At 66.8% G+C, this 14,491-nt stretch carries 18 protein-coding genes; 7 read left to right on the forward strand and 11 right to left on the reverse strand.

The annotated features are described in order from the left end of the window. Positions 1-75 precede the first annotated feature (75 nt). Positions 76-906, forward strand: a complete 831-nt coding sequence (locus ACT53N_RS12000) for a pirin family protein (protein WP_476064099.1) — start codon at positions 76-78, stop codon at positions 904-906. A 14-nt stretch (positions 907-920) separates the two neighbouring features. Here the strand turns inward: ACT53N_RS12000 and ACT53N_RS12005 are convergent, their stop codons facing one another. The 9 genes from ACT53N_RS12005 to lgt all read right to left on the reverse strand — a co-directional run bounded on the left by ACT53N_RS12005 (position 921) and on the right by lgt (position 8,814). Beyond that, complete coding sequence (locus tag ACT53N_RS12005; protein WP_476064100.1) at positions 921-1,265, reverse strand: DUF2322 family protein; 345 nt, start codon at positions 1,263-1,265, stop codon at positions 921-923. A gap of 45 nt (positions 1,266-1,310) precedes the next feature. After that, the gene (locus ACT53N_RS12010; protein WP_476064101.1) at positions 1,311-2,063 is read right to left on the reverse strand and encodes a tetratricopeptide repeat protein; all 753 of its coding nucleotides are present in this window, start codon (positions 2,061-2,063) and stop codon (positions 1,311-1,313) included. Between the two features lie 95 nt (positions 2,064-2,158). After that, complete coding sequence (gene pth / locus ACT53N_RS12015; protein ID WP_476064102.1) at positions 2,159-2,767, reverse strand: aminoacyl-tRNA hydrolase; 609 nt, start codon at positions 2,765-2,767, stop codon at positions 2,159-2,161. A gap of 87 nt (positions 2,768-2,854) precedes the next feature. Further along, on the reverse strand, positions 2,855-3,451 hold the full coding sequence (locus ACT53N_RS12020) for a 50S ribosomal protein L25/general stress protein Ctc (RefSeq protein WP_476064103.1): 597 nt from the start codon (positions 3,449-3,451) through the stop codon (positions 2,855-2,857). Positions 3,452-3,608: 157 nt separating this feature from the next. Further along, positions 3,609-4,685 carry a hypothetical protein gene (locus ACT53N_RS12025; protein ID WP_476064104.1) on the reverse strand — a complete coding sequence of 359 codons (1,077 nt, stop codon included), beginning with the start codon at positions 4,683-4,685 and terminating at the stop codon, positions 3,609-3,611. 230 nt (positions 4,686-4,915) lie between these two features. Beyond that, positions 4,916-5,854 (reverse strand): ribose-phosphate pyrophosphokinase, encoded by a 939-nt coding sequence (locus ACT53N_RS12030; protein WP_310215590.1) that lies wholly within the window; start codon positions 5,852-5,854, stop codon positions 4,916-4,918. A gap of 125 nt (positions 5,855-5,979) precedes the next feature. Next, positions 5,980-6,765 carry a peptidoglycan editing factor PgeF gene (gene pgeF / locus ACT53N_RS12035; RefSeq protein WP_476064105.1) on the reverse strand — a complete coding sequence of 262 codons (786 nt, stop codon included), beginning with the start codon at positions 6,763-6,765 and terminating at the stop codon, positions 5,980-5,982. Next, the gene (locus tag ACT53N_RS12040; protein WP_476064106.1) at positions 6,762-7,919 is read right to left on the reverse strand and encodes a class I SAM-dependent methyltransferase; all 1,158 of its coding nucleotides are present in this window, start codon (positions 7,917-7,919) and stop codon (positions 6,762-6,764) included. The genes pgeF and ACT53N_RS12040 overlap by 4 nt, the downstream gene beginning before the upstream one ends. Then, positions 7,906-8,814 carry a prolipoprotein diacylglyceryl transferase gene (gene lgt / locus ACT53N_RS12045; protein ID WP_476064107.1) on the reverse strand — a complete coding sequence of 303 codons (909 nt, stop codon included), beginning with the start codon at positions 8,812-8,814 and terminating at the stop codon, positions 7,906-7,908. Before lgt ends, ACT53N_RS12040 begins: the two co-directional genes overlap by 14 nt. 115 nt (positions 8,815-8,929) lie before the next feature. Here lgt and ACT53N_RS12050 point away from each other — a divergent pair, with 115 nt between their 5' ends. The 6 genes from ACT53N_RS12050 to rplL all read left to right on the forward strand — a co-directional run bounded on the left by ACT53N_RS12050 (position 8,930) and on the right by rplL (position 12,659). Then, positions 8,930-9,187, forward strand: a complete 258-nt coding sequence (locus tag ACT53N_RS12050; protein WP_476064108.1) for an accessory factor UbiK family protein — start codon at positions 8,930-8,932, stop codon at positions 9,185-9,187. A gap of 130 nt (positions 9,188-9,317) precedes the next feature. Then, positions 9,318-9,824 carry a type III secretion system chaperone family protein gene (locus ACT53N_RS12055; RefSeq protein ID WP_010918381.1) on the forward strand — a complete coding sequence of 169 codons (507 nt, stop codon included), beginning with the start codon at positions 9,318-9,320 and terminating at the stop codon, positions 9,822-9,824. 144 nt (positions 9,825-9,968) lie between these two features. Next, entirely contained in the window at positions 9,969-10,751 is a 783-nt protein-coding gene (gene proC / locus ACT53N_RS12060; protein WP_476064109.1) for a pyrroline-5-carboxylate reductase, read from the forward strand. A 71-nt stretch (positions 10,752-10,822) separates the two neighbouring features. After that, positions 10,823-11,359: a TetR family transcriptional regulator gene (locus ACT53N_RS12065; RefSeq protein ID WP_476064110.1), complete on the forward strand. Its 537-nt coding sequence runs from the start codon at positions 10,823-10,825 to the stop codon at positions 11,357-11,359. A gap of 352 nt (positions 11,360-11,711) precedes the next feature. Then, positions 11,712-12,230: a 50S ribosomal protein L10 gene (gene rplJ, locus ACT53N_RS12070; RefSeq protein WP_476064111.1), complete on the forward strand. Its 519-nt coding sequence runs from the start codon at positions 11,712-11,714 to the stop codon at positions 12,228-12,230. A 45-nt stretch (positions 12,231-12,275) separates the two neighbouring features. Then, the gene (rplL, locus tag ACT53N_RS12075) at positions 12,276-12,659 is read left to right on the forward strand and encodes a 50S ribosomal protein L7/L12 (RefSeq protein WP_310215570.1); all 384 of its coding nucleotides are present in this window, start codon (positions 12,276-12,278) and stop codon (positions 12,657-12,659) included. 120 nt (positions 12,660-12,779) lie between these two features. On the opposite strand, the gene ACT53N_RS12080 is transcribed toward rplL, so the two are convergent. Beyond that, entirely contained in the window at positions 12,780-13,676 is an 897-nt protein-coding gene (locus ACT53N_RS12080; protein ID WP_476064112.1) for a pirin family protein, read from the reverse strand. A gap of 182 nt (positions 13,677-13,858) precedes the next feature. Then, positions 13,859-14,356, reverse strand: a complete 498-nt coding sequence (locus tag ACT53N_RS12085) for an Lrp/AsnC family transcriptional regulator (protein ID WP_062096149.1) — start codon at positions 14,354-14,356, stop codon at positions 13,859-13,861. Positions 14,357-14,491: the final 135 nt, after the last annotated feature.

Below are 14,491 nucleotides of genomic sequence, written 5' to 3' on the forward strand. Positions count from 1 at the left end.
GCCGCGAAAGGCGACCGCGCCCCTTGCGCGAACCGCAACACGATCTGATATCAATCGCCGAAGAAGGAGTCCCCCATGTCCGTCCGTCCGGTCCTGAAGATCGTCAAAGGCCAGCCCACGTCTGATGGCGCGGGCGTGCGTCTGACCCGGATGCTGGGCACGCCGGAAGCCCAGATGTTCGACCCGTTCCTGATGCTGGACTGCTTCGACAACGACCAGGCGTCGGACTACATGGGCGGCTTCCCCGACCATCCGCATCGCGGCTTCGAGACCGTGACCTACATGCTGGAAGGCCGCATGCGTCACAAGGATAACACCGGCCGCGAGGGCGTGATCGGGCCGGGCGGCATCCAGTGGATGCGAGCCGGCAAGGGCATCGTCCACTCGGAGATGCCCGAACAGGATGCGGGCCGCATGCGCGGCTTCCAGCTCTGGGTGAACCTGCCAGCCAAGCTGAAGATGAGCGCGCCGGGCTACCAGGAGTTCGAGGCCGACAGCATCCCGGTCGAGGCCCGCGATGGTGGCGTAGCAGTCAAGGTGATCTCCGGCGCGACCGAAGCGGGCGCGGCGGGGCCGATCGGCGGCGGCGCGGTGGACGCGCTCTATTTCGATGTCGTGCTGCCAGCGGGGACCGTCTTTGAGGAGCTGGTCGGCGACGACCGTAACGCCATGCTCGCCGTCTACGAAGGCAAGGTCCGTGTCGCCCACGACACCGTCGAGTCGCTGTCGGGCGTGTTCCTGGGACGTGGCGACACGGTGCGGGTCGAGGCCGTCACCGACGCCCGCGTCCTGCTGCTGGCCGGTCGTCCGATCGGCGAGCCGGTGTTCTGGCACGGACCGTTCGTGATGGACACGCGCGAGGGGCTGGTCCAGGCGTTCGATGATTTCCAGCGCGGGCGGTTCTGAGAGCCGAGAGCCGTTCAGACGTCAGCGGCGATGATCTCGATCCCCAGTGGCGCGCCGCCATCGACGATCGCCAGTAGGCGGTCGATGTTCGGGTGGGCGCCGGGTCTCGCGCGAGCGTCGGCCGTATGTTCGCCGAAGAGGCGCAGGCCGTACTCCGCCGCAGGCGCGTCAAGCGTGCCGAAGATCGCCTTCAAATACTGGTAGACCGCCAGTGAGCCTTGCTTGCCCGGCTGGTTCTCGATGCTCGCGACGGTTGCGCCTGACGCATCTGTCAGATCTATGCGCCGCACGGCGTCAATAGCGGGCAATTGCTGGAGGTTATCTTTGAAAACGGCGCTGGGCGTGAATACGGGCTGCAACGGCTGAGATCCTGAGAAAGCAAAGGGGCGGTCGGCGGACGCTCCTTAGACGCCTATCGCCTGGGCCGCAAAGTCGCGCCAGGTCTTGGCTTCCCTGCGGAAGTGGGCGTGGGTCTTGGACAGGCGCTTGTCCATCTCGGCCAATTGGGCGCGGGCCTCGTCCGTACGTCCCCGGCGAGCGAGGAAGGCCGTGTAGCGCGCCGCCCCCTCGAAACCGGGATAGTGGTCGGCGGCCCAGCTCAGCGCCGTCTCGGCCTGTTCGTCGCGGCCCAGCGCCTGATAGACGCGCCCCAAGGCGAGCATCGTGTGCGGTGTGCGGCCGGCGGTCGGGGTTTCACCCAGCTTTTCGAGAAGCGGCAGAGCCTCGGCTGGGCGGTCCAGTTCGATCAGGGCGTTGGCGCGACCCAGCAGGAGCTGCGGGTCGTCGGCGTAGAGGCCTGTGAGGCTTTCAGCGTAGAGGCGCTCGGCCTCGGCGTGCTTGCCGAGTTCGGTCGCCGCCACGGCCAGGCGAACGCGGTTGGCGACGGTTGGCGCGTCGTCCACGGCCTTGGCGGCCTCGCGATACTCGCGTTGCGGATCCAGCGCCTGGCGCGCGGCGGCGCCCACCTTCTGCGCGGCGCGGCCGCCCAGCAGCTCGGGCAGGATCACGGCGACCAGGTAGACGACGCCGCCGACGGGCTGGAACAGCAGGATGATCCAGAGCCAATACATCTCGCGATGGGTCCGAACGACGTGGACGCACAGCGCGATCGAAAACAGCAGCGACAGGCCCAGCAGCGGCAAAGGAAGCGAGAACATACAGGTCTTTTCCCTTTCGGGCTGGGTGGCGTCGGTCCGGCGGTCTGAAACCCGCCCTGGTTTAGATGGTGACGCCGTGATGGCCCTGGAAGGCTCTAGGCGGGCTTGCGCGGGTCGGCCTTGGGCGCAGGGGCCAGGCGCATGACCTCGGCCTGGTAGCGCTCGTCGTCGCCAACGGCGGCGAAGGGCAGGGCGTCGGCGATGGCGTCCAGCATCGGGTCCAGCCACTGGTGCTCGACCTTGTGGAAGTCACCCAGCACGTAGTGCATCACCGCGTCCTTGTGGCCCGGATGGCCCACGCCGATACGGCCCCGGCGGAAGGCGTCGCCGACCTGGCTGGTCACCGAGCGGATGCCGTTATTGCCCGCCGCCCCGCCGCCTGACTTCATCCGGAAACGGCCCGGGGCCATGTCGATTTCGTCGTGGAAGACGATCACGTCGGCTGGCGTCAGCTTGAAGAACTTCATCGCCTCGCCCACGGCGCGGCCGCTTTCGTTGTAGTAGGTCTTGGGCTTGAGCAGCAGCAGCTTGACCGGCCCATCGGGCGTCGAGACCTGCCCTTCGCAGGCCAACCCCTGAAAGCGCGCGCGCCAGGGCGCCGTGCCCCACTTCCGGGCCAGGGCGTCGACGGCCATGAAGCCGACATTGTGGCGGTTCTTCTCGTACTTGGGTTCGGGATTGCCCAGGCCGGCGAGGATCAGCATCGCGAAGATCTCGGGAGTTCAAACGAAAACGGGCGGACCCGAAGGCCCGCCCGTCTGTAATGCGTTTCGATCCGAAGACCGAGAGACTTAGGCGGTCGTGGTGTCGCCGGCGTCCGACTGGGCCGAGGCCGAGGCCTTCAGGTTGGCGATCACGAAGTCGCGGTCCATGGCCGGCTTCACGCCTTCCGGAAGCTTCACTTCCGAGATGCGGATGACGTCGCCCAGGTCGTGGTGAGCCAAGTCGATGACCAGCTCTTCCGGGATCTTGTCGGCCGGGCAGGCCAGCTCGACGGTGTGACGGATCACTTCCAGCGTGCCGCCCTTCTTCAGGCCCGGCGAGGTTTCTTGGTTCTTGAAGTGGACCGGCACTTCAATCTTGATCAGCTGGTGCTCGTCGACGCGGTACAGGTCGAAGTGGACCGGCTCGTCGGTGACGGGGTGGAATTGCACGGCCTTGGCGATGACCGATTGCTTTTCTTCGCCGTACTGCAGGGTGACGAGATGGCCCAGCAGCTTGCCGGTGTACAGCGACTTGCGGAATTCGTTGGTCTTCACGGCGATGTTCACCGGAGCCTTGCCGCCGCCGTACAGGACGCCCGGGACCTTGCCGGCGCGGCGGGTGGCGCGCGCATTGCCGGTGCCGGCGCCGTCGCGGATTTCAACGTTCAGGATGATCTCGGCCATGGTGGCGTTCTTTCTAGAGAGCCGGATGCTCTCTTCTGGGACCAGAGCGCCTATGGCTGGATCGCCACGCTCGCCCGGTCGTTTTAGGGTCGCGCTACATACACAAAAGGGCCGGGCGACGCAACGCCCGGCCCTCCGTGATGGAATGACTGGAAGATCAGCCCTTCTTGACCGGCTTCTTGGCGGCGGTCTTGGCCTTGCGGGAGTTGGAGCCGGCGCCCTTGGTCGCGATCGATTCCTTGACTGGCAGGACCTTGGGCGGCTCCGGCGGCACGGTGGCGCCAGCGGCCTTGATCACGCAGGCGCCGGTGTCGATCAGGATGTGCTGACCCAAGCAGAAGATGTCCTCGTAGTGCGGCTTGGACACGGCCAGGCACTGATAGAGGTTCAGCTTAGCCATGTTCAGGCAGCTGTTGGTGGCCGGATCGGCGCTCAGCGCGTCGATCGAAGTGAGGTTCTCGTCGCCGGCTGCGCCCAGCGCCGCGAGGGCGGCGACGGCCAGGCCTCGGATCACGACGGGCGAGTAGGGGGCCTCAGCGGCGCGCGGGGTCAGGCCCAGCGACTGTCCGCCGGTCGAGGCCTGCTGCAACATGGCGACGTCGGCGCTTTCCGCGAGAGCCGGGCTGGTCGAAAGCGACTTGGCGGACGCCAGGCGGCCGTCGCGATCCACCACGGCGCTCTTGGACCAGGTGGATTTCTGGACGTCATAGGCGGCTTGCTTGACGGCCTTGCCGGCCATGAACAGCTTCAGGCCGTCGCCGCCGATGGTGTCGATGATCAGGCCCGCAGCGCTGTCGCTGCCCTTGAACACGGTGGCGTAGGACGGGTTGGAGAAGAGATTGTTGACCATCTCCTGGCGCTGGGCCGGGTTGGCCGCGACCTCGCGCACCGAGGCGACGAAGGTGGGGTCCTGCAGAGCCAGGACGGCGGCGTAGGCGACCGCGCCGTTCATGAAGGTCTTGGGCTCGTAGGCCGCGCCGACCTTCAGCGAGGCCTGGATCTGCTCGCCGTTCTGGAAGGTGGGCGACACCTGGCTCGCGCGCGCCATATAGCCCCGGAAGGCGCTGGCGCGCTCGACCACGCTGGCCGACAGGGTAATGGGCGGCGGCGGCGGAGGGGCCTGGACGACGGGCGGCGGGGGCGGGGGAGGCGGAGAGCTACAGGCCGCGACCATAGCGGCCAGCGCCACGGCGGTCGTCGTCAGCACGACCCGCGTACGCGAAAAGGAACGCATTATCCGAATTTCCCCATAAGACTTTAGTGGCGCACATAGCAGCCCGGGCAGGCGACATTGTGACTGTCGCCCCGTTAACCAAGCTTTTACAAGCGTGACCGTGCGAGAGGCGAATTCCTCACGGAACGCGCCGCTTCACGGGAAAAATAACCTTAATCTGACGCCCCTGGCGCGCTCGGCGAGCGATATGCCGCAGCGCGATTAACCAGGACGCGCCAAGCCGAAGCGCCTTAGTCGAACAGCTTCGACACCGACTCTTCGTTGGCGATACGGCGGATCGCTTCGCCGATCAGCGGAGCGCACGAGACGTAACGAATCTTGGGGCAGGCCTTGGCCTGGTCCGACGCCTCGATCGAGTCGGTGACCACCAGCTCGGTCAGCACCGAATTGGCGACGCGGTCCGCCGCCGCGCCCGATAGCACGCCGTGGGTGATGTAGGCGCTGACCGACTTGGCGCCGTGGGCCATCAAGGCTTGCGCGGCGTTGCACAGGGTGCCGGCCGAGTCGGCGATGTCGTCGAACAGGATGCAGCGGCGATCCTTGACGTCGCCGATGATGTTCATGACTTCAGATTGCCCCGGGCCCGAGCGGCGCTTGTCGACGATGGCGAGGTCGGCGTCGTCCAGGCGCTTGGCCAGGGCGCGGGCGCGCACCACGCCGCCGACGTCGGGCGACACGACCATCAGGTCATCGCCCATCGGATAGTGCCGACGGATGTCCTCGGCCATCAGGCGCGAGGGCAAGAGGTTGTCGGTCGGGATGTCGAAGAAGCCCTGGATCTGGCCGGCGTGGAGATCCATCGTCAGGACCCGGTCAGCGCCCGAGCGGGTGATCAGGTTGGCGACCAGCTTGGCCGAGATCGGCGTGCGGCCGCCGGTCTTACGGTCCTGTCGAGCGTAGCCGAAGTAGGGCAGCACGGCCGTGATCCGCTTGCCCGACGCGCGCTTCAGCGCGTCGATGCAGATCAACAGCTCCATCAGGTTGTCGTTGGCCGGATAGCTGGTCGACTGGATGACGAAGACGTCCTCGCCCCGCACGTTCTCATCGATGGTGACGAACACCTCGAGGTCGGCGAACCGGCGCACCTGGGCGCGAGTCAGCGGCATGTCGAGATATTCCGCGATCGCCTGGGACAGCGGGCGGTTGGAGTTGCCAGACAGCAGCTTCATGATGATCTCGGGTGTGGGGGTCGCCGTTGGCGGGCCTTCTAGCAGGCGAAGCCCCGGACACAAGTGTTAACGGCGAGACTTTTTCGTTTCCGTACCCGGAGCAATGCTCAAGGGGTCCGCAGGCTTCATGCCTCCAGCATGATCGCCGAGAGCAGACGGCCGTAGTCGCCCTCGTTGTTGAGGAAGGCGCGGCGGTTGGAGAAGAACCATTCCTCCTCGGCGCGGGTGTCACGGCCTACCCATTCGCGACGCTCGACGCCGGCGGTCGCCAGGCGGTCCAGCACGAAGGCTGGCAGGTCGAAGAAGCGCTTGTCTTCGCTGGCGCCCGGCTTGAAGAACCGGCCAGAGCCTGGGCAGTCGGCTTCGAAACGGTGCAGGAAGTCCAGCCCGACCTCGTAGGACTTCGGGCCGATGCACGGACCGACCACGCCGGTCATGTTGGCCGGATTGGCGCCCAGCTCGACCATGCGGTCCACGGCGGACTGCACGACGCCGTCCAGCGCGCCGCGCCAACCGGCGTGCGCGGCGGCGACGATCCGCGCCTCGGGATCGACCAGCAGCACCGGCGCGCAATCGGCCGCCATGGCGCCGCAGATCACGCCGGGGGTCTTGGACACCACCGCATCGCCCTCGGGCCGCGCCTCGCCCCACGAGCCGTCGGCGATGATCGCGATGGTCGAGTGGATCTGGTAGCAGACGTTGAGATCTTCGGGGCCGCCGCCGAACCAGCGCGCGATCCGAGCCCGGTTCTCCTCGACATCGGCGGGCTCGTCCTTGCTGCCGCGTCCGACGTTCAGGCTGTCGTAGATGCCCTTCGACACCCCGCCCTGGCGGGTGAAGAACGCGTGCTTGACGCCCGGCAGGCTGGACAGCAACGGCGACTGGACGGTGGGCAGGGCGGGCGTCTTCATGTCGCGTCCTCGAAGAGGGGGGGCGAAAGGTCGGGCGCGCTAAGGCACGCGACCTTGAACAGGTCGCCCATCTGCGCCTCTCCGACCAGGCGATCAAGCTGTCTTGCGATCTGGTCGGCGCGGTCTGGCTGGCGCGCGGCCAGGGCCTCGGCGCGCTGAGCGATTCCCAGAGCGACCAGAAATGCGCTCTGGGTGAGGATCGGTCCTGTCTTCGCGCCGGCTTCGCGGGCCGCCGCCAGCACCGACGGGAAGTCGGCCCAGACGGTCAGATCGGCGAGGCCCGCTGTCGCCAGCGGATCGACCCTCCGATGGTTCTGGACCGCCTGCAGGGTATCGCCCGGCTCGACCTGTGCGCGGCCGTAGTCGATCAGCAAGGCCGCCCCGCCGTCCGTGATGAGTCGATGGGCGATGTCCGAGGCCAGCGCCGCCTGGGCGGGGGAGGATTCCCAGATGCTCCCTTCCCTCTCGATGGGGGAAAGGCTGGGGATGGGGGTGTTCTCGGCGGCGACCGCTTGACGGCGGCGCGCGTCATCGAACGCTGCGGTCACCCCCACCCCTCCCCCATTGAGGGGGAAGGGGGATTTTCCCAGGCTGCGCAACCCGAACGCCAGCGCATCATTCGCGCCTAGCCCGATCACCCGCTCTGCCCACCCCGTCTGGGTGCGGACGAACTGGCGCGCCGGCAGGCAATCCAGAAGTTCGTTGGCGACCAGGATCATCGGCGCGTCGCCCGGGATCTCGTCCAGGCGTGAGGCCCAGTGCGGCCCCTCGCCCAGCCGCGCGGCCTGTTTGGCTTTAAGAGGTTCGGAGACCTCGACCAACCAGACATCGGCGGCGGCTAGAAAGTCGGGCGCGAGGCGCCCGGTCCGCAACAGGTCGCTCATCAGCGTTCCGTCGCCTGGCCCCATCTCGACCAGACGGAACGGCGACGGACGGCCCATGCGCGTCCAGGTCTCGATCATCCAGAGGCCGATCAGCTCACCGAACATCTGGCTGACCAGCGGCGCGGTGATGAAGTCGCCTCCGGCGCCAAGATCGGGCCGGGTGGCGTAGTAGCCGTCGCGAGGGTCGTGCAGGCAGCGGGTGAAGAACTCGGGAACCCCGATCGGCCCGTCCTGGGCGATCTGGGCTTTCAGGCGATCAAGCAGGCTCACGCGCCTGGGCCTCGTCCTGGATCGGTTCCTTCAGCGCCTTCCACAGCAGCCAGCCGCCGGCCAGGATCATCGGGATCGACAGCATCATCCCCATGGTCAGGCCCAGCGGGAACTCGGGCATGCCGATGTCGGGATTGCGCACGTTCTCCAGCGACAGGCGCGCCAGACCATAGCCCAGCAGGAACGTCGCCACGAGTGCGCCACGCCGACGGAGCCACTTCAGTTTGTAGATGGCGAACGCCATGATCAGGAACAGCAGAAGACCTTCCAGCGCGGCTTCGTAGAGCTGGCTGGGATGGCGGGGCAGCGGTCCCGCAGGGCAGATGCGCTGCGGGTGATTGGCCTGGATCGTCTCGTTGCAGAAGATGATCCCGAACGGTCCGTCGGTGACCCGGCCCCACAGCTCGCCATTGATGAAGTTGGCGATGCGGCCGAAGAAGATGCCGATCGGCGCCACGGGTGCGATCAGATCGCCCAGCCGCAGCATGTCGATCTTCTGCTGGCGCGCGAACAGGATGATGGCGGCGCAGACGCCCAGGAAGCCGCCGTGGAATGACATGCCGCCTTCCCAGATCTTGAAGACGTCCATCGGGTGGGCGGCGAGCCAGGCGCGCTGATCGTCGTTCATCAGCATGTAGAAGAGGATGTACCCGAGGCGCCCGCCGGCGATGATGCCGAGCGTGATCCAGAGCACCAGATCATCGATCTGCAGTCCGGTGGCCGTCGGGGCGCGGCCGCCCCAGACGCTGGCCGTCCGCGTCAGCCGCAGCGCGTAGCGCCAGCCCAGCAGGATCCCCGCCACATAGGCCAAGGCGTACCAGCGCAGGGCCAGCGGGCCGAATTGCAGGGCCCAGGGGCCGATGTGGACCACGGGGTCGATGTTCGGAAAGATCACGCGCTCGGGCTCCGTGCGGGACAGATCGACGCAGACGTATAGCGTTCGGGCTTCGCTTTCATCCACCGTTTCCCATATAAGAGCGCGAAGGCCCATTCGCGGGCATGGATTACCGATGCACAGCCAGAACCCCTTCCTCGACGAATTCGCCAAGCTGACCCAGGCGGCCATGGGCATCGCCCAGACGGCCGGCGAGGAGGCCAAGACCGCGATGCGGGCCCAGGCGGACCGTTTGGCGGCGGAGTTCGACCTGATCCGCCGCGACGACTTCGAGGCCCTGAAGGCCGAGGTGGCGGCGCTGCGCGAGGAAGTGGCGGCCCTGAGGGCGACCAAGAAGGCGCCCGCCAAGAAAACCGCAAGTTCAGGCGAATAGCCGACTCGCCGCTCGCTTCCGGCGTGAAGCGAGTTGAGACGAACGCCGCGAAGCAGATTAGTGTCCCCGTACGTGAGCGATTCAGCGCGGGGCTAACCCCCGCCGTCGCCGGCGGGGACGTAGGTTTTTCATGGACACCCAACCGGAAGACGACGACGTCCTGATGGCTCTCGACCCCCTAGAGGTGGTCGAGCACGTGCTGTCGGCCGAGAACCTCACCTTTGATCGCACCGAAGACGGCGACCTGGCCTTCGCCCTCAAGGGCGACTGGAAGGATTATGAGCTGTGGTTCGCCTGGCGGCCCGAGGCCGACTGCCTGCAGCTGTGCCTGTCGCTGGACCTGCGCGCGCCCAAGTCCAAGCGCGCCAACGCCTATGAACTGCTGGCCCTGATCAACCAGCGTGTCTGGCTGGGCCATTTCGAGGTCTGGACCGAGGATGGCGAGGTCGTCTTCCGCCACGCCTTGGCTTTGCCGTCGGGCGAGCGACCCACCATGGCCCAGGCCGCCTCGATGATCGACGCGGCGGTGGAGGCGGCTGACCGCTTCTTCCCGGCCTTCGAGTTCCTGTTGCAAGGCGCCAAGACTCCTGACCAGGCGATGGCTGCCTGCATGTTCGAGACCGTCGGCCAGGCTTAAGCACTGGACTTCCGCTTCCTGGGTTGTCATCCCGGCCGTAGCGCATTGCGCGGAGAGCCGGGACCCAGGAGCGACCTCACTGCGTGTGGCCCTGGGTTCCGGATCGCGCGAGCGCGTCCGGGATGACACATCAGGTGAGCGCGCATGACCCCCATCCTCCTCCTCGGCGCAGGCCGCATGGGCGGCGCCCTGATCCAGGGCTGGCGGGCGGCTGGCGCGTTTGACGCCGCCAACCTCATCATCCGGGACCCTCATTTCGACGCCGCCGCTTTCGCGGGCGCGGTCGTCAACCCGCCGCTCGCAGCGCTGTCCGCCGCCAAGACCGTGCTTTTGGCGGTCAAGCCGCAGATCTGGCGCGAGGCCGTCCAGGACGTGGTTCCGCATCTGGTGCCGGACGCAGTGATCGTGTCGATCGCCGCCGGCGTCCGCGCCGCCGACATCTCGCAGGCCTTCGGCGGCCGGCGGGTGGCGCGGGTCATGCCGACGACGGCCGTCGCCATCGGACGCGGCGCGGCCAGCCTCTACGCCGACGACGCCGAGGCCCTGGCCCGGGCTCAAGCCTTGTTCGCGCCGGTGGCGGCGGTGGCGATCTTGCCGACCGAGGACCTGATGCACGCGGCCACCGCCGTTTCGGGCTCGGCCCCGGCCTATCTTTACGCCTTCATCGAGACGCTGGAGGCGGCCGGCGCAGCCCAGGGTCTTGATCCCGCCGAGAGCGCCCGCCTGGCGCGCGCCACCATCATCGGCGCGGCCGCCCTGATGGAGCAGAGCGGCGAGGAGCCGGCCGAATTGCGCAAGCAGGTGACGTCGCCCGGCGGCACGACGGCGGCGGCGCTGTCGGTGCTGATGGGCGAGGGCGGCTTTGGGGACCTTCTGCCCAAGGCGCTGGACGCGGCCGTGGCGCGCTCGAAGGAACTGGGCGGCTAGCGAGACGATCTTGCGTCCGAACGGGGGAGGATCGTCTTGTTCCTGTCGCCGCGCGGGGCCATGTCTAGCCCATGACCGCCGACACTCTCGACCGCGCCGCCGCCGCCGCCCTGGCGCTCGCCGCCGACAAGCCGTGGCCTCAGGTTACGCTGCGTGACATCGCCGCCAAGGCCGATGTGCCCTTTCCTGCGCTGTATGCGCTGGCCGAGAGCAAGGCGGCGGTTCTGAACCACCTCTCGACCCGCTTCGATCAGGCCGCGCTCGGCGTCGACTATCCCGAAGGCTCCGCCGCGCACGACCGCCTGTTCGACGCGGCCATGGCGCGCATCGAGGCGATGGAGCCGCACCGGGCGGCGCTGATCGCGATCGCCAAGAGCGAAGGCGTGCTGATCGCCGCCGCACGCTTTCCCCGCATCGCCCGCGCGATCCTCGAGGCCGCCGGCGTCGAAGCCACCATGCCACGTTTGGCCGCCATGACCGCGATTTGGGCGCGGATCGTCCAGGTCTGGCGCGATGACGAGGGCGCTTTGAATCGCACCATGGCCGAGCTTGATCAGCGCCTGAAGCAGATGGCGGCGCAGCTCGGCAGGATTGGGGCGGGCTTCTAGCGGCCCGTTGGCGTCAAGCCCTGTTGAAATCCGCCGCATCTTCGTCTATACGGCGCGCCTTCTCCGATGGACTCCGGTCCGTTGGCGAACCTGTTTAAGAACAACGGGGCGTGGGGTCACCAACGCCGTAACCGAGGAAGAGCCCTTCCTCGCCGTCGGGAGACAGGGATAGAGACGCCAAGTCTTCCTGCTCGTGGCCACCCCTTCCTCGTGATGGGCCGGTCCGAGACCGGAACGCGGCCGACTTTCCTTGAAACAGGCACATGCGACTCGCACGCGGGAGCGATCCCGCTTGGGCTTCGCATCTGGCTGCCGGAATGGTCCGGCCGCTGTTATTGAGTAGGAGACCGCAATGGACCGCGCTCAAAAGCAGGAATCGATCGAGTCGCTGAAAAGCGTCTTCGCCGATGCCGGCGCTGTCGTCGTGACCCACTACATGGGTCTGACCGTTGCGGAAATGACCGACCTTCGTCTTCGCCTCCGCAAGGAAGGCGCCGCGATCAAGGTTGTGAAGAACACCCTGGCCCTCAAGGCTCTGGACGGCAAGCTCGGTGACAAGGGCGACAAGCTCTTCACCGGTCCGGTCGCCATCGCCTACGGCCCGGACGCCGTTTCGGCCGCCAAGATCGCGGTCCAGTTCGCCAAGGAAAACGACAAGCTCAAGCTCGTCGGTGGCATCCTGGACCAGTCGAACGTGCTGGACGAAGCCGGCGTGCGCGCTCTGGCGACGCTGCCGTCGCTGGACGAACTGCGTGGCAAGCTCATCGGCCTCATCCAGGCTCCGGCGACCAAGATCGCTGGCGTCCTGCAGGCCCCGGCTGGCCAGCTGGCTCGCGTTTTCAACGCCTACGCGACCAAAGACGCCGCGTAACGGTCATCCCCGCAATCTATCCCAATCTCTCTAAGGAACTGACACATGTCGAAGCTCGAAAAGCTGGTCGAAGAACTGTCCACCCTGTCGGTGCTGGAAGCCGCTGAACTCTCGAAGATGCTCGAAGAGAAGTGGGGCGTCTCGGCCGCCGCTCCGGTCGCCGTGGCCGCCGTTGGTGGCGCCGCTGCTGCTCCGGCTGAAGCCGCCGAAGAGCAAACCGAATTCACCGTCGTCCTCGTCGACGGCGGCGACAAGAAGATCAACGTGATCAAGGAAGTCCGCGGCGTCCGTCCGGACCTCGGCCTGAAGGAAGCCAAGGACCTGGTCGAAGGCGCTCCGCAGAACGTCGTCGAGAACGTCTCGAAGCAACAAGCCGAAGAGATCTCGAAGAAGCTCACGGAAGCCGGCGCCAAGATCCAAATCAAGTAATCTGGCTCCAGCGTTTCGCTGGAACCGGGTTCCTTTTGGACCTGCCGAAGCGGCCTCGGAGGGAAACCTCCGGGGCCGTTTTCCTTTGGGCGGTCGCCGCGCGATCGACCGGGCTTGCTCCTACGACATCGGATTGGCCGGCGGCGGCGGTCCTTCCGGCAGGGGGATGAACTCGTCGTGATCCAGATCCGGCAGCTTCATGCGCCCGGCCTTCCAGTCGGCCTTGGCCTGCTCGATGCGATCCTTCGACGACGAGACGAAGTTCCACTCGATAAAGCGCGGTCCTACGGGCTCGCCGCCCAGAAGCATCACCGTGGAGCGCTCAAGGGCCGTGAAGACGATGGTGTCGCCCGGTGCGAAGATCGCCATCTGCGTCGCCGCCAGCTCGCGGTCGCCCACCTCGACCCGCCCAGCGGCGATATAGGCGGCGCGCTCGGAATATTCGGCCGGCAGGGCCGCGACCGTTCCCGGCTCCAGCTCCCAGTGCACGTAGAAGAGCGGTGAGTAGACCGGGACGTTCGACTTGGCGCCGAACGCCTCTCCTGCAATCAGGCGCGCCTTTAGCCCGCCGCTCTCATAGTAAGGCAACTCCGCCGGACCTTCATGGTGGGTGAAGCTCGGGGCGATCTCCTCATGCTCATGGGGCAGCGCGACCCAGGCCTGCATGCCGTCCATGCGCCCCCCGTGCTCGCGCAGGCCCTCGAAGCGCTCGGAGTGGGTGATGCCCGAACCGGCGGTCATCCAGTTGACCTCGTGCGGCTTGATGACGGCCAGCGAGCCGACGCTGTCGCGGTGAGTGATCTCGCCCTCGAAGAGGTAGGTCAGGGTCGAGAGGCCGATATGCGGATGCGGGCGCACGTCAGCGCTCTTGGCGAAGCCGGGCTGGAAGCTGGCCGGGCCCATGTGATCGAGGAAGGTGAACGGCCCGACCATGCGATGGGCGTGGAACGGGAGCACGCGGCCGACCTCGAAGTTGCCGAGGTCCTTGCGGCGGGCGTCGAAGACGAGATCGATCATGGCGTGCTCCGGCGAATAGTGCCCGGAGCTTAGCGAGGAGTCGCGTGGGGCGCTTGAATAAATCCTCCCCCTTGTGGGGGAGGTGGCCGAAGGCCGGAGGGGGAAGTGCTACTGAGCCGGTTTCTTCCCTCTCCGTCGGCTCCGCCGACACCTCTCCCATCGGGGAGAGGATTTTGCGAGCCTCAGCTCAGCGGGCTGACATACGGGCTGATCAGGCCCAGCGGCACCGCCGTCGAGTTCTTGACGCCGCGGATGACGATGCGGCTTTCGATGTTGCTCACCAGGCCCAGCGACAGCAGCTTGTCGCGCAGGAATTCGTCGAAGGCGCGCATGTCGCGGGTGACGATGCGCATCTCGTAGTCGGCCGCGCCGGTGACGGTGGCGCACTGGACGACCTCGGCCCACTTGCCGACCGCCTGTTCGAAGGTGTCGAGGTTTTCCTTGGTCGGCAGCGACAGCTTCACGGTGCAGTACACCTCGAAGCCCAGGCCCAGCTTCTCGCGGTCCAGGATGGTGACGCGGCGCTGGATGACGCCCGCGTCTTCCAGGCGCTTGATCCGGCGCCAGCAGGGGCTGGACGACAGACCCACACGCTCGGCGATCTCCGCGACGGACAGTCCGGCGTCGTGTTGGATGAGATCCAGAATCTTGGCATCCACGGCGTCGAGTTGTTCGGACAAGAAATTCCTCCCCCCAGAGGGCGTTGGCGCTTTGATTTTGCGCAAAGCGGCCACGAGTCGGGCACGCCTTGGGCAAACATTTTCCGCGCTTCTATAAGATATTGCGTAGCGGGCGAGAAGACCCGGGAGGAAAAT

Source organism: Caulobacter sp. DMC95, from assembly GCF_056313785.1.